The following is a 14,668-nucleotide window of genomic DNA, read 5'->3' as shown; positions in this document are numbered from 1 at the left end:
TTATGTCGATCGGGCAAAGGAGCCGAAGTGGAATTGATTCGCGATATCGTGCTGCGGCACAAAACGGGGGAGCCGATCGGGGTGACCTCGGTCTGTTCGGCGCATCCGCTGGTCATCGAGGCGACGTTTCGCCACGCGCTACGGACCGCGCAGCCGGTGGTGCTGATCGAGGCGACCTCCAATCAGGTCAATCAGGACGGCGGCTATACCGGCATGGTCCCGGACGACTTCCGGACCTTCGTGCAGACGATCGCGACGCGGACGGGCTTTCCGCTCGATCGGCTGGTGCTGGGCGGCGATCATCTCGGCCCCAATGCGTGGACCGCGCTTCCCGCCGCGCAGGCGATGGACAAGGCCGAGATCATGGTCGCGGACTATGTCCGCGCCGGCTTCCGCAAGATCCATCTCGATTGTTCGATGAGCTGCGCCGACGATCCCGTGCCCTTGCCCGAGCGGACCATCGCCGAGCGTGCGGCGCGGCTGTGCGCTGCGGCCGAGAAGGCCTATGCCGGCCCTGCCGCCGACGCGCCGGTCTATGTCATCGGGACCGAGGTGCCGGTGCCGGGGGGCGCGGCCGAGGATCTCGAGGAACTCGCCGTGACCACGCCCGACGCGGCCATCGCGACGGTCGACATGCATCGCGACCTGTTTCGCGATCTGGGCCTTGCCGCTGCCTGGGAGCGCGTGATCGCGACGGTAGTGCAGCCGGGCGTCGAGTTCGATCACGACAAGGTGGTCGATTATCGCCCTGACCGCGCCGTCGCGCTCAGCCAGGCGATCAAACCCGTCGACCACCTCGTGTTCGAGGCGCATTCGACCGATTATCAGACCGCGGGCGCGCTCTCGGCGCTGGTGCGCGATCATTTCGCGATCCTCAAGGTCGGCCCTGGCGTTACCTTCGCGCTGCGCGAGGCGCTCTGGGCGCTCGATGCGATCGAGCGCGAGACGGTGGCGCCCGAGCGCCGAGCAAATCTTCGCGACGTCACGCTCGTCCGGATGCGGGCCGAACCGAAAAACTGGCAGAAATATTATCACGCCGCCGGCGACGCGCTGACGCTGCAGCTGCAATACAGCCTGTCCGACCGGGTTCGTTACTATTGGCCCGATCCCGAAATCGCCGCCGCGCAGGAACGGCTGTTCGCCAACTTGCGCGAAGCCGCGCCGCCGCTGGCACTGGTCAGCCAATATCTGCCGCTGGCCTATGCGGCGGTGCGATCCGGCCAGGCCGCACTCGATCCTGCCGAGCTTGTCATCGCGCATATCGGCGCGGCGCTCGATGCCTATCACGGAGCTTGCTATCCTCATGCCTGACACTCTTCTCGTAACGGACAACGAGGATCTGAAATCCGTGCCCTGGACGCAGCGGGAGATCGAGCAGCAACCCGAAACGCTGCGGGCGACGCAGGCGCTGCTGCGCGCGCAGCAGGCGGAGATCCACGGTTTCGTCGCGCCGCTGCTGGCCCGGTCCGATCTTCGCATCGTACTCACCGGCGCGGGCACTTCGGCCTTTGTCGGCGAATGCCTCGCGCCATGGCTGTCGCAGCTGCTCGGCCGTCCGGTCGAGGCAGTGGCGACGACCGACATCGTCAGCGCCCCGCTTTTCCATCTGCGCCGCGAGACACCGACACTGCTCGTGTCCTTCGGCCGCTCGGGCGGAAGCCCGGAAAGCGTCGCCGCGGTGGATTTGCTGGATGCGCATGTCGACGCGGCGTTTCACCTGATCGTGACCTGCAACGCAGAGGGCGCGCTGGCCCAGCGCGGCAATGCCAATACGCATGTCGTCGTGCTGCCGGAGCTGACGCACGATCGCGGCTTCGCGATGACCTCGAGCTTCAGCGCGATGATGCTGGCGGCGCTGTCGATCCTCGGCGGAATCGAGGTGCTCGACGCACGCGTGTCCACGATCGCGGCGGCGGTCGACGACGTGATCTCGCGCGCCGCGCCCTTGGTCGAACGGCTTGCCCGTAGCGGCTTCAAGCGCGTGGCCTATCTGGGCAGCGGCGTGTTCAAGGGTCTCGCGCGCGAGGCCGCACTGAAGATGATGGAACTGAGCGACGGCGCCGTGGTCACCTGCTTCGACAGCGCGCTCGGTTTTCGGCACGGTCCCAAGACGATCGTCAATGCCGAGACGCTGGTCGTGGTGTTCGTGGCCAATGACCCGCTCACGCGCCTGTACGATCTCGATATCGTCGAGGAATTGCGCAGCGACGGGCGCTGCGGCGAGGTCCTCGTCCTCTCGGCGCAGCCCTCCGACGGCGCCGAGATCACGCTTCACGGCATGGCGCAGGCCGCCGATGCCGATCTCCTCTTCCCGTTCATCGTCCCCTGTCAGCTGCTTGGTCTGCGCGTCTCGCAGATACTCGGCCTGACGCCCGATCGTCCCAATGCGAGCGGCACCGTCAACCGGGTCGTCCAGGGCGTGCGGATCCACGCCGCGTCCGCATGACCGCATCCTGTTTCCTCGGTGTCGACGGTGGCGGCACCAAGACCGAATTCGTCTGCATCGACGGCGAAGGCAGGGTCACCGGCCGAACGGTGACCGGCACCACCTATCATCTGGAGGTTGGCGTGGAAGAAGCCGTGCGGCGGCTTCGGGAAGGCGTCGAGACGGTGTGCAAGGCGCTGGAGATTGTGCCCGCCGGGATCGACTACGCCTTTTTCGGCCTGCCCGCTTATGGCGAGGACAGTGCGGTCGACCCGCGGCTACGCGAGGCATGCGGCGAGGTGCTGGGACATGGTCGCTTTGCGTGCGGCAACGACATGATCTGCGGCTGGGCGGGCTCGCTCGGGTGCGAGGACGGAATCAACATCGTCGCCGGAACCGGGTCGATCGGCTATGGCGAGCGGCAAGGCGTAGGCGCGCGGGCCGGCGGCTGGGGCGAGGTGTTCGGCGACGAGGGTTCGGCGCACTGGATCGCAATCCGCGGGCTGACGCTGTTTTCGCGAATGAGCGATGGTCGCGCGCCGAAGGGGCCGCTTTACGATCGAATCGTCGAGGCCTTCTCGCTGCGCAGCGATCTCGAATTGTGCGAGCGCCTGATGGGCGGGCAAGGTATGCCGCGGGGGGAGATCGCCGCTCTCGCCAACCTCGTCTCGCAGGCAGCGGACGAAGGCGATGCGGGCGCCCGCGCGATCCTGACTGCCGCGGCGCGAGAATTGCTCGAGCTGGCGGTCGCGCTCCGGAGCCGACTTGGTTTCCCCGACGGCATGCCGGCTCCGATATCCTGGTCCGGCGGCGTGCTTTCGCAGCAGCGATTCGTCCGCGAGACGTTCCTCGATTTGCTTGCCGCCACCCAGGCCTTTGTCACGGTGGAGCCCCGGCACGCACCCGGCTATGGCGCCGCCCTGTACGCGCGTCGGCTGTCGGCGATGTCCGGCGTCTGAAGCAAGCCCGTCCCAGCCTTCAGGCTGATCCGCAGGATTCGTCCGACAGCACCGTCGGCGAGCCGGCCGCCGGACGGCCTTTTTCGTCGTCGCTTTCCCCCGGCTATCGACTGAGCTACCGGGAGGATCATGACTTCGATTGCTCCGTTGATCGCCGGGATCGAACTTGGCGGCACCAAATGTATCGCATTGCTGGGAACAGGCCCCGATGACGTACGCGCGCAGCGGACGGTCCCGACGACCGATCCGGAGACCACGCTGACTGCGATCGAGGCGGCGCTCGACGCATGGACGTTCGACGCAATCGGAGTCGCCAGCTTCGGGCCGCTCCAGCTCGATCCCGCCGCAGCGGATTTCGGCGCAGTCACCGCCACCACCAAGCCCGGCTGGACCGGCACCGATCTCGTCCGCAGGCTGGAGCGGCGCTATCGCAGGCCGATCGGCTTCCAGACCGACGTCAACGGTGCCGCGCTGGCCGAGGCCCGCTGGGGCGCGGCGCAAGGGCTGACGACGCATGCCTATATCACCATCGGCACCGGCGTCGGTGTCGGGCTGATCGCCGGCGGCCAGCCGGTGCAGGGCGCGGCGCATGGCGAAGCGGGGCATATGCGCGTGCCGCGCGCACCCGGCGACGATTTTGCCGGCTGGTGCCGCTTCCACGGCGATTGCGTCGAAGGGCTGATCTCGGGCCCTGCGTTGGCCGAGCGTTTCGGCTGCCCCGGCGATCGATTGCCGCAGGACGGGCCGCAATGGGAGCTGTTCGTCCACGATCTGGGCGGGCTGCTCCACAATCTCGTCACCGTCGCCGCGCCCGAGCGGATCGCGATCGGCGGCGGGGTGATCGCAGCGCGCGCGCATCTCTTCCCGCGGCTGCGCGCCCGGCTGGCCGACAGCCTCGGCGGCTATGGTTCGCTCGCCGGCTATACCGACACGCTGGAGGCGCGGCTGGGGCCGCCGGGGCTCGGGACGATGGCGGGGCCGTTGGGAGCGCTCGCGACCGGGATGCGCGCCGTCGGCAGCTGAGCGCCGTCGCTCAGGCCGGGTCGATCTGGTCGAGATGCAGATACAAGGGATTGAAATCGGCGAGCGCGCGGATTTCGCTCCAGTTCGAAAAGCCGATGAAGCGCCGGTCGCGATGCACGATCCCGTCCTCCACGAGCGACCGCAGCGTGCGGTTCACATGCACCGGAGTAAGCCCTGCCATGTCGGCCAGCTGCTCCTGCGTCACCGGCAGCTCGAACCGGGTGCCGGCGCACAGGCCGGCTGCCTTCATGCGCAGCGCAAATTCGCAGAGTACATGGGCGATGCGCGATCGCGCGTCGCGGCGGCCGACATTGGTCACCCATTCGCGATAGATCGATGCCTCGACCTGCGCTTCGGTCCACATCGCCTTGCCGACCGCCGGGTTGTGCAGCGTGAGCTGCCGCAACGCATCGCGTTCGATCCCGATCGTCTCGAGCGCGGTCAGCGCCTGCACATTGTGATCGGATATCTCGAGGAACAGATTCTGGAGGTCGAGGAAATCGCCGGGCAAGTGCAGCGAGACGATCTGGCGGGCACCTTGCGCGGTGCTTTTCTGCCGGAACGCCAAACCGGACAGGATCAGCGCGCAGAATTTGTGCGGCGATTCGCCCTCGCGGACGAGGTAGCTCGAGGGCGGGCAGGTCCGGACGACATGCGGCAGGCTGAGAATGGCGGCGCGATCCCGTTCGTCGAGCGCGACTCTGGTGGCGAGCTTTCGAACCACGAAGTCGAGAGGCGAGGCGGAAGACTGCATGCTTGCTCTGATCTTGGCGGGAGCATTGCATCTCTCAGTCGCCGCAAGCCAGGCCACTTTGCGGCGATTCAAGAACTGTAGCAGGAATTCTAGCAGCTGTCGCTATCTTGCCCCCGGCAAGACGCCATGCCTTCAGTATCTATGAATATTGGAGCGATAATAGACATTTGCATCAAATAGCTCAGTACTGCTGATTTCGGCTATTTGCTTTGCATAAGCCTTGCGCGCGGGGGTCAAATCACATCCATGTCGATCTTGTAATGGTGCCATGCGAAGATCGCCGCGGCACCGCGGTGCGGGCGCCAAGGCAGCGACCATGCGCGCAGCATCTTCTCCGACGGCCGCTCGGCATGGCCGAGGATCCGGCCGATCTCGATCTGCACCGCAAGGTCGCCCGCCGGCCAGATATCGGGGCGTCCCTCGGCGAAGAGCAGATAGATTTCGGCGGACCAGCGGCCGATGCCCTTGATCCGGGTGAGCGCGGCGATCGCTTCCTCGTCGTCCGCGGGCAGATTGGCGAGATCCAGCCGGCCGCTGGTCACTTCATCGGCGAGACTGCGCGCATAAAGCACCTTCTGGCGCGACAGGCCGACGGCACGCAGCGTCTCGTCCGAGGCATTTGCCACGATCACCGGATCGGTGAGGTCGCCCAAAGCCGCCGCCAGCTTGTTCCAGATCGATTGCGCCGCGGCGACGCTGACCTGCTGGCCGATGATCGTGCGCAACAGGGTCTCGTAGCCGCGGTCGCGGATGCGCGGCGGCGGATAGCCGGCGCGGGTCAGCGCCACGCCGAAGGCGGGCTCGGCGACGACGAGCGCGTCGATCGCATCTTTCAGCTGCGCCTGGCTCAGGCCCATGGCCGATATCCTTGAATCGAGGGGACTTCGGCGGCATGGACGGGTCCGACCAAGGAGGATTGCATGCCCAAGCTTATCGTCGTGACCAGGGAAGGGGAAGAACGCGAAGTCATGGGCGATGCGGGCCTCAGCGTGATGGAAGTGATCCGCGACAACGGCTTCGACGAATTGCTCGCGATTTGCGGCGGCTGCTGCAGTTGCGCGACCTGCCACGTCCATGTCGATCCGGAATTTGCGGCCAAACTGCCGCCGATGAGCGAGGACGAGAATGACTTGCTCGACAGTTCGTCGGACCGTGACGAGCGCTCGCGCCTGTCGTGCCAGATCCAGTTCACCAATGCGCTGGACGGCCTCAAGGTGACGATCGCCGCCGAGGACTGAGCGGGGCGCCGGGAGAGTCATGCGCGCCGCGCTTGACTCGAAATCAATTCCCGTTCGCGGCGAAATCCGGCAAGCCGCTGTTTCGAAAGCGTAAATTCGGAGCGTCGTTGACTCGCCCGCGATTTGGCGCCCGCCACGCGACGCTGGCGCCACTCCGACGCGCCGATCACGCGACGCTGACGCGACTGGCGCGCGACGCCGACGCGTCAACCGCGCGTCACCTGCGCGCCATGTCCCGATTTTCCGGACAGGTTGATCCGACAATGTCAAAGAGCGGCCGGTAACGCCGACCGCCCGAGGCGAGCAGACCAGATCCTATTTTTCAAGCGCCGGGGGCAGCCGCTGCATCCTCTTTCGCTGTGCGAGGGAGGATTTGGAGCGTCACCCCCGCGCCGCGATCGCGTAGAGCGCGACCGCGGCGGCGTTCGACACGTTCAGGCTCTCGACCTTGTCCGAGATCGGCAGCCTCGCGAGCTGGTCGCAATGCGCCTCGGTGTTCTGGCGCATGCCCTCGCCCTCGGCGCCGAGCACGAGCGCGATCCGGCCCTGGCCCATCACCTGCGCCAGGGTCCCTTCGGCATGGCCGGTGAGGCCGACGCGCCAGAAACCAGCCTCGGCGATCTCCTCGAGCGCGCGGGCGAGATTGACCACCCGCACCCACGGCACGGTCTCGAGCGTGCCCGAGGCGGCCCGGGCGAGCGCGCCCGATTCGGGCGGCGCGTGGCGATCCTGGGTGACGATCCCGAGCGCGTCGAACGCCGCCGCCGAGCGCAGGACCGCGCCGACATTGTGCGGATCGGTGACCTGATCGAGCACCACCAGCGGCCGCTGATCGCCTTTGCCCTGGGCGAGCAGGTCGCCGAGCCAGATTTCCTCGAGCGGATCGACTTCGGCGACGAGGCCCTGATGCGGCGCGTCCCCCGGCACCAGCCGGCCGAGATCGGCGGCATCGGCAAAGGTGATCGGAATCGCCGGCGGGATATCGATCCCGGCCAACGCTTCGCGCGTGCCCCAGATTTTCCGGACCGTGCGTTCGGGATTGGCGAGCGCTGCCAGCACCGCGTGGCGACCATAGAAACGCGGGCGCGATGCGGGCGCCTTGCTCGGGCGATGTCCTTTGCGTGCCATCAGTCGAGATCATCCGGATTGGGGTAGGCGAACGGATCGGTCACGTTCGGTTCGGTGGGGAAGGGCTTGCGCGGCAAGGCTTTGTCGGCGTTGGCGGCGTTGAGCAGGAAGCTCGCGAGGATCACTGCGCCCTGGCGCATGTCCGCGGGCTTGATGTGATCGAAGGTGTCGATGCTGGTGTGGTGCAGGCGGCTGCCATAATCGAGCGGGTCCTGGACGAACTGGAAGGCCGGGATGCCGACCGCCGAGAAGAAGACGTGATCGGTGCCGCCGGTGCCGCGAATCGCCACGGTGTTCGCTCCCATCGAACCGAACGGCGCGAACCAGTCGCGGAAGATCGGCACCGCGGCGGCATTTCCTTCGGCATAGATCCCGCGGATCTTGCCCGATCCGTTGTCGAGATTGAAATAGGCGGCGAGCTTGTCATGGCCGGGCTGGCGGGTGATCGGCCAGCGATTGGCCCAGCCATAGAAGCGCGCGAGCCCCGTCTCGGGCGCGCCGGGCTTGCGCTGGCGAGTCGCGATATGCTGCTCGACATAGGCCATCGAGCCGAGCAGGCCCTGTTCCTCGCCCGACCAGAGTGCGAAACGGATCGTCCGCTTCGGCTTGACCCCCATCGCCTGGAGGATGCGCGCGGCTTCCATCACCATCGCGACACCGGCGCCGTTGTCGACCGCGCCGTCGCCTGCGACCCACGAATCGAGATGCGCGCCGGCCATGACATAGGCGCCCGAAGCGTCGCTGCCGGGGATGTCGGCGATGATGTTATACGCCTTGGTGTCGGTGTCGACGAAATGGACGACGTTCTCGAGCTCGACCACCGCGGGTCCTTGTTTGGCGAGGCGTGCGAGGCGGCGATAATCCTCGGCGGCGATCTCGACGCCGGGGACCTGCTGGGTCTCGCCGGCGCCGAACAGATAGCCGGCGCCATGGACCAGTTTGCCGTCGCGGGGCGACATCACCGCATAAGCGACCGCGCCTTCGGCCTTCAGAAAGGCATCGAGCTTCGCGGTATAATCGAGCCGCTTCATCCGGCGGTCGCTCGCCTCGGGATCATATTTGGGCTGATCATAGACGTCGAGCTTGGTCAGCTCGTCGCCGCTATAGCGCCGGAATGCCGGATCGCCCGGCTCGGAGCCGTCATTGGGAAGCGTGACCATCACGATCTTGCCGGCGAGCTTGCCGCGATAGCGCTCGAAATGGCGCTCCTCGCTGATCGGCGCGACGATCACCGGCGCGCTGATCTTGCCCGGGGTCGCCGGAGTCCATGCGATCGGAATCGCGGTGAGGGTGATCGGACGCGGGCTGACCATGCGCGCGCTCGACCGCTCGATCCACCAGCCGCGGCCGAAATCGAAGCCTTCCTTATGGACGTTCCTGAGCCCCCAATCGCGGAATTTCGACGCGGTCCAGTCCTCGGCGGCGCGCATGCCGGGCGAATTGGTCAGGCGCGGACCGATATGATCGGTGAGATGCTGGACGGTCAGCATCACCTGGGAACGGTTGAAGCCTTCGTCGAGGATACGCCCCACTTCGGTGCGGTCGACCGATTGGGCGCCGAGCGGCGAAGCGAGAAGGGTGAGGGCGGCAATGGCGGCGGCGGTGCGCATGAGGCTCCTGCGAAACTGAAAGAATGCCGGCGACGCTATGCGGCGCGCGGTCTGCGCGCAAGGCGTTGACAGGGCCGGGTCGCTTCGGCATTGGACCGCCTCGCTTCGCTGGCGGCACCATGGACAGGTGGCCGAGTGGTTAAAGGCAGCAGACTGTAAATCTGCCCGGGTTTCCCGTACGCTGGTTCGAATCCAGCCCTGTCCACCAGCCGCCTGCGGGGCGGCATTCTCTGAAAAGATTGGCGCCGCGCCGAGGATGTCCGGTCCTAGCGCGTCGCGTCGGCCAGGCGGTCCAGCAGCCAGGCGATTCCGGCGTCTGCCAGCGCCACTTTCGGTACGAAGGCGTTGAGGCGGAATTGGCCCAGAGGAAGAGGCGGATCCGTTATCGCGATCCCGAACCGCGCGCCGTAAATTGCCGCGAACCGGCGCGGTATCGCGCAGACGAGATCGGTGTCGGGCAGGATCGCCGCGGCGAACATGAAGTTCGGAACGGTCAACGCCACGCGCCGCGACAGGCCGTCGCGCGCGAGCACCGCGTCCACGAACCCGTGCGGATCGCCGGTGAGCGAGACGACGAGATGGCTGCACGCGCAATAGGAGTCGATCGACGGCGCGGCGAGAAACGGATGATCGCGCCGCAGGGCGAGGACGAAATCCTCCTGGTACAGCGTCCGCTTCTCGAAGCGCGCCGGCGCTTCGTCGGCCGGGATCACCGCGAGATCGAGCGCACGTGCGTCGAGATCGGCAAAGACACTCGACCAGGCGCGCTCGGGCAGCGTTTCCCCTGCCACGGGCAGCAACTGGCGAATGCCGATGTCGATGCCCGGCGCTTGTGAAACCAGAAGGCCGAGCAGCGACTGGAGGAAAACGGCGGACACGCCGTCCGGTGCGCCGATCACGAGACGCCGCGTCGAGCGCGCCGGATCGAAACTCTCGGCGTTGGCGACGATCGACCGGATGCCGCGCAGCACCTCGGCGATCGCCGGGGCGAGCGCACGCGCGCGGTCGGTCGGCACGACGCCGCGCGGGGTGCGCAGGAACGCCGGATCGTTGAGCAGCCGCCGCAGCCGCCCAAGGCCGTGGCTCACCGCCGAAGGCGAGAGGTTCAGCCGTTCGGCCGCCCGGCCGACATGCCCCTCCTCGAAAACCGTCTCGAACAGCACGAGGAGATTGAGGTCGGCGCGCGATAGATCAATTTCATGCAGCATATCGGTGAAATCGTACCACTGGATGCAGCAGCTATCCACCTTCATTCATGGGCCAACGGCGCGGATCTTCGCGCCGGCCAATATGGAGAAAGCGAATGATGTTCAGCCAGATCTGGGCAGTCTGCGCCGCCGGCGCGGCGTTGATCGGCACCGTCGACGGCATTGCAAAGGTCGCGGACGACCCGGAGGTGACGGCCTTGGCCAGGCGCGCCGCAGACGCTCATGCCAGTCTCATGCAAGGCGACATAAAGGCCTACCGCAACGCAATACAGCTTGCGGCGGACTTCACGCTGATGGACCCGTTCGGCGGCCAGCCGACGGGCGTGCCGACATCCGACGCACAATGGCAGCGGATCGGCCGGTTCTTTCGGGCCGGGCGCGACGCGACTTTCGAGCTTCTGACTGCCTATCGCGCGGCGGACCTGATCGTGCTCGTCGCCAGGGAAGCCGCGCACGTCGCGGTCGGGTCGCTCCCGGCGCAGGACTGGTCGCTTCGCGTCACGCTGGTCTTCCGGCGCGACCGGGAGGGGTGGCGGCTCGCGCATCGGCATGCAGACCCGCTGGTCAAGGGATTGACGCTCGATCAGGCCGGAAAAGTGACGCTCGGCAAGCCATGAGCCCGTTTCGCAAGGTGTAATAGTATCATAATGTGAGCATTGATGCCACATGGAGGGAAGATACTTTCAATCGCCGGCGGCGCTGCTATTGCTGAGAGCGAGGAGCGCGCAGCGATGGCACCGGCGTGGCGGAGGGAGGAAAGGATGCGCGCGATCGCCACGCCCCGGCGCCTCCCTTGCCGCCGCCGCGGACGAGTTCCTCGCTTTCAGGCCGCATTTCTGATGCGCAGGCTGGCGCTTTCCATGCTTGGAAGTGTCGGCCTGTTGCTCGGCGGATGCGTCGCGCGGCCCCCGGCGACGACGCAGTGGAAAATCGAGGCCGAGCAGGCGGCGTTCGTCACTTTCGGCGAAATCATCGACGTGGAGACGCCGGCGGGGCTGACGCTCTGGTATCCGCGCGAACTTCGCGGCCCCGTCGCGATCGATTTCGATGCGCTGGCGGTATCCGAGGGCGGCGCCAACGATGCCGTCAGCGACCTCAATGCCTTCTGGATGGCGCGCGACCCGCGCGCGCGGGGCGGATCGGCGTTCGCGAGGCGACGGTCGGGGGCGTTCGCCGAATATGACGAACTGCGGACCTATTATGTCGGGATCGGCGGCAACCGGAACAGCACGACGCGGTTCCGCCGCTATATCGGCGCGCCGGGAAACCGGCCCCTGCTCCCGGAGCACGACCTCAAGGGGGCAGAAAATCTGCTCGTCGCCAATCGCTGGACGCACGTGCGGCTGATCGCCGACGGGCGGCACATTGCCGTCGAGCGCGACGGGCGGCGGATCTTCACGCTCGACGATCCCCAACCCTATCGGCGCGGCTGGTTCGCGCTGCGCACCACCAAGAGTCATTTGCGCATCCGCAATCTGCGCATCGGAAAACCATAGGAGCGAGACATGCGCCTGACGCGACGCACGATGATGCAGGGCTCGATCCTCTCCGCGACCGTCGCGGGCGCCGTGCCGGCGCTGGCGCAATCGCGGGGCAAGCGCGTCGCGGTGCCGCTGCGCTGGATCGACGGCGCCGCACCGGCGCTCCATACCGGCCAGACCTTCGGCATCGCCTGGGCGCGCGGGACGCTGGCGAAGGGGCAGGCGCTGAACGTGCGCGGCGCGGGCGGCGAACTGCCGTCGCAGAGCTGGCCGACGGCGTATTGGCCCGATGGTTCGATCAAATGGACCGCGCATGCATTGGCCGCAGGGGCGGGGGGCGATGGGCTGGTGGTCGCCCGCGGCCGTCCGGCGCTGCCCGAGGGGCCGGTGTCGGTGCGCGAAACGGAGGACGCGATCGTGATCCGTTCGGGGGCGCTCGAATGGGAGATGGCGCGCAGCGGCGCTGCCATGGTGCGGTCCGCGCGAATCGGCGAGCGGAAATTGCTCGCCAATGCCCGGCTGGTCGGCGAGATTCGCGCCGGATCGCCCGAGGGCGAGCGCGTCGTGCTGAGCGGCAGGATCGAACGCGCGGTGATCGAACAGAAGGGGCCGGTGCGTGCGGTGGTGCGGCTGGAAGGGCATCATGTCGGCGGCGGCCGCGCGGTGCTGCCCTTCGTGGTGCGGCTCTACGCCTATGCCGGCTCGGACGCGTTGCGTGTGGTCCACAGCTTCGTCCTCGACATCGACGCGACCGACCATATCGCTGCGCTCGGCGTGGCCACCGACGTGCCGATGCGGGGCGCGCTGCACGACCGCCATGTCCGTCTCGCCACCGCCGACGACGCGATGTTCGCCGAAGCGGTGCGCCCGCTCACCGGGCTGCGCCGCGATCCCGGCAAATCGGTGCGCGAAGCGCAGATCGCGGGTCGCGCCGTGCCGATGGCGGAGATTCGCGATCCGGTCGGTAAATTGCTCGAGCGGATTCCGGCCTGGGGCGATTTCACCCTGTCGCAGCTTTCGGCCAACGGATTCACGCTGACCAAGCGCACCGGCGAAGGCCATGGCTGGATCGATTCGGACGAAGGCCGCCGCGCGCCCGGGTTCGGCTATGTCGGATCGCCGCAGGGCGGGGCGGGGATCGCCGTGCGCTATTTCTGGCAGCGTCACCCGACCCAGATCGACATTCGCGATGCCGCTTCTGACAGCGCGAGCCTGACGGCGTGGCTCTGGTCGCCCGACGCCCGGCCGATGGACGTTCGGCCCTATCATGGCACGATGGGGATGGAGGGGTACGCCGCGCAGAATCAGGGTCTCGATATCACCTATGAGGATTACGAACCTGGCTGGGACGATCCGAAAGGGATAGCGCGGACCAGCGAGCTGATGCTCTGGGCATTCGACGCAACGCCCGGGACGCCGCGCCTGCAGGCGCTCGCCCGCGCCGCGGCGACACCGCCGCAACTGATGGCGGAGCCCGCGCATCTTCATGCCGCCGGCGTGTTCGGCGACTGGGGGCTGCCCGACCGCTCGACTCCCGCCCGCGCGCTGATCGAGGACCAGCTGACCCATCTGATCGACTTCTACGCCGGCGAAGTCGATCGGCGCAGCTGGTACGGCTTCTGGGATCATGGCGACGTGATGCACAGCTACGATTCGGACCGGCACCAGTGGAAATATGACATTGGCGGGTTCGCCTGGGACAATAGCGAGCTCTCGACCGATCTGTGGCTGTGGTACGCGGCGTTGCGTTCGGGCGATGCGAAGAGCTGGCGGCTCGCCGAGGCCATGACCCGACACACCGGCGAGGTCGATGTCTATCATCTCGGCCGCTTCAAGGGGCTCGGCACGCGCCACGGCGTCCAGCATTGGAGCGACAGCTCGAAGCAGCCGCGGGTCAGCAACGCCGCCTATCGCCGGATCTTCTATTATCTCACCGCCGACGAGCGGGTCGGCGATCTGATGCGGGCGTTGGTCGATTCCGAACAGACGCTCGCGCATGTCGAGATCGGGCGGAAGACCGGTGCGCCGAAGGAGCAATTGCCCGAGGGGGTGATCCAGATGGCGTTCGGCACCACCTGGGCGGTGTGCGCGGGCGCGTGGCTCACCGAATGGGAACGTACCGGCGACAGGAAGTGGCGCGACCGCATCGCCGCGGGGATGGACAGCATCGGCCGCATGCCGAATGGCTGGCTGACCGGTGGGGCGCCTTATGATCTGGCGAGCGGGCGCTTCCTGATCCGCGACAATGTCGGCATCTCGCACCTCAATTCGGTGTTCGGCGCGGTCGAGATCCAGGCCGAATTGATCGAGCTGATCGATGTGCCGCGCTTCCGCACGGCGTGGCTCGATTATTGCCGCTGGTACAATGTGCCGCGCGACGAATGGGCCGCGCGGTTCGACCGGCCCTATGGCGGGCGCAACCTCAAGCAGGGCCATTCGCGGCTTACCGCCTATGTCGCGAAAGCGACGGGGGATGCCGGCCTCGCGCGGCGCGCGGCGGCGGAATTCTATTCGGGCGAGGCGGGGATGCGCATGGTCAAGGGCGATCCGCGGGTGACGCTGCCCGGCGGGGTGGTCGAATGGCCGGGCGTGTCGACCAACGGTGCGGCGCAATGGGGGCTCGCCGCGATCCAGACGCTGGCGCTGGTGCCCGAGGCGCTGGACGCAGTCCCGATCCCGACGCGGGCGCCGCGGACCGATCAGGCCAACCCGGAGCAGCCGCCGGGGTATCGGCCGTAAAATCCTCCCTCGCGCAGCGGGGGAGGTGGCAGGCGCAGCCTGACGGAGGGGGCTTCTCCGCGAACGCGTCGCTTGGGGAGAGGCCCCCTCCGTCGCCTTCGGC

At 67.3% G+C, this 14,668-nt stretch carries 13 protein-coding genes and 1 tRNA gene; 9 read left to right on the top strand and 5 right to left on the bottom strand.

The features are described from left to right. Window positions 1-27: 27 nt before the first annotated feature. From Q9Q95_RS01245 to Q9Q95_RS01230, 4 genes are all read left to right on the top strand, one after another. On the top strand, window positions 28-1,311 hold the full coding sequence (locus Q9Q95_RS01245; RefSeq protein ID WP_306093239.1) for a D-tagatose-bisphosphate aldolase, class II, non-catalytic subunit: 1,284 nt from the start codon (window positions 28-30) through the stop codon (window positions 1,309-1,311). Then, complete coding sequence (locus Q9Q95_RS01240) at window positions 1,304-2,446, top strand: SIS domain-containing protein (RefSeq protein WP_306093238.1); 1,143 nt, start codon at window positions 1,304-1,306, stop codon at window positions 2,444-2,446. Before Q9Q95_RS01245 ends, Q9Q95_RS01240 begins: the two co-directional genes overlap by 8 nt. After that, window positions 2,443-3,384, top strand: coding sequence for an N-acetylglucosamine kinase (locus Q9Q95_RS01235; protein ID WP_306093237.1), 942 nt, complete (start codon window positions 2,443-2,445; stop codon window positions 3,382-3,384). Before Q9Q95_RS01240 ends, Q9Q95_RS01235 begins: the two co-directional genes overlap by 4 nt. A 129-nt stretch (window positions 3,385-3,513) precedes the next feature. Further along, on the top strand, window positions 3,514-4,407 hold the full coding sequence (locus Q9Q95_RS01230; RefSeq protein ID WP_306093236.1) for an ROK family protein: 894 nt from the start codon (window positions 3,514-3,516) through the stop codon (window positions 4,405-4,407). Between the two features lie 10 nt (window positions 4,408-4,417). Here the strand turns inward: Q9Q95_RS01230 and Q9Q95_RS01225 are convergent, their stop codons facing one another. Then, window positions 4,418-5,161, bottom strand: coding sequence for a Crp/Fnr family transcriptional regulator (locus Q9Q95_RS01225; protein ID WP_306093235.1), 744 nt, complete (start codon window positions 5,159-5,161; stop codon window positions 4,418-4,420). 233 nt (window positions 5,162-5,394) lie between these two features. Then, complete coding sequence (locus tag Q9Q95_RS01220) at window positions 5,395-6,018, bottom strand: DNA-3-methyladenine glycosylase (RefSeq protein WP_306093234.1); 624 nt, start codon at window positions 6,016-6,018, stop codon at window positions 5,395-5,397. 63 nt (window positions 6,019-6,081) lie between these two features. Between Q9Q95_RS01220 and Q9Q95_RS01215 the strand changes: the two genes are divergently transcribed. Then, complete coding sequence (locus Q9Q95_RS01215; RefSeq protein WP_306093233.1) at window positions 6,082-6,399, top strand: 2Fe-2S iron-sulfur cluster-binding protein; 318 nt, start codon at window positions 6,082-6,084, stop codon at window positions 6,397-6,399. A 381-nt stretch (window positions 6,400-6,780) separates the two neighbouring features. Here the strand turns inward: Q9Q95_RS01215 and rlmB are convergent, their stop codons facing one another. Continuing rightward, the gene (gene rlmB / locus Q9Q95_RS01210) at window positions 6,781-7,527 is read right to left on the bottom strand and encodes a 23S rRNA (guanosine(2251)-2'-O)-methyltransferase RlmB (protein ID WP_306093232.1); all 747 of its coding nucleotides are present in this window, start codon (window positions 7,525-7,527) and stop codon (window positions 6,781-6,783) included. After that, complete coding sequence (locus Q9Q95_RS01205; protein ID WP_306093231.1) at window positions 7,527-9,137, bottom strand: M20/M25/M40 family metallo-hydrolase; 1,611 nt, start codon at window positions 9,135-9,137, stop codon at window positions 7,527-7,529. The genes rlmB and Q9Q95_RS01205 overlap by 1 nt, the downstream gene beginning before the upstream one ends. Before the next feature lie 121 nt (window positions 9,138-9,258). On the opposite strand from Q9Q95_RS01205, the gene Q9Q95_RS01200 reads away from it, so the two are divergent. Then, a tRNA-Tyr gene (locus Q9Q95_RS01200) sits at window positions 9,259-9,345 on the top strand. A 58-nt stretch (window positions 9,346-9,403) separates the two neighbouring features. On the opposite strand, the gene Q9Q95_RS01195 is transcribed toward Q9Q95_RS01200, so the two are convergent. Further along, complete coding sequence (locus tag Q9Q95_RS01195; RefSeq protein ID WP_306093230.1) at window positions 9,404-10,390, bottom strand: LysR family transcriptional regulator; 987 nt, start codon at window positions 10,388-10,390, stop codon at window positions 9,404-9,406. Between the two features lie 50 nt (window positions 10,391-10,440). On the opposite strand from Q9Q95_RS01195, the gene Q9Q95_RS01190 reads away from it, so the two are divergent. From Q9Q95_RS01190 to Q9Q95_RS01180, 3 genes are all read left to right on the top strand, one after another. Then, window positions 10,441-10,962 carry a nuclear transport factor 2 family protein gene (locus Q9Q95_RS01190; RefSeq protein WP_306093229.1) on the top strand — a complete coding sequence of 174 codons (522 nt, stop codon included), beginning with the start codon at window positions 10,441-10,443 and terminating at the stop codon, window positions 10,960-10,962. A gap of 243 nt (window positions 10,963-11,205) precedes the next feature. Beyond that, the gene (locus Q9Q95_RS01185; protein WP_306093228.1) at window positions 11,206-11,841 is read left to right on the top strand and encodes a DUF6250 domain-containing protein; all 636 of its coding nucleotides are present in this window, start codon (window positions 11,206-11,208) and stop codon (window positions 11,839-11,841) included. A gap of 9 nt (window positions 11,842-11,850) precedes the next feature. Next, window positions 11,851-14,565, top strand: coding sequence for a Tat pathway signal sequence domain protein (locus tag Q9Q95_RS01180; protein ID WP_306093227.1), 2,715 nt, complete (start codon window positions 11,851-11,853; stop codon window positions 14,563-14,565). Window positions 14,566-14,668 lie beyond the last annotated feature (103 nt).

Origin of the sequence: Sphingomonas sp. DG1-23 (assembly GCF_030730875.1) — a bacterium.
Taxonomy (GTDB): Bacteria; Pseudomonadota; Alphaproteobacteria; order Sphingomonadales; family Sphingomonadaceae; genus Sphingomonas.
This window is presented reverse-complemented; position numbering and strand designations above follow the sequence as displayed.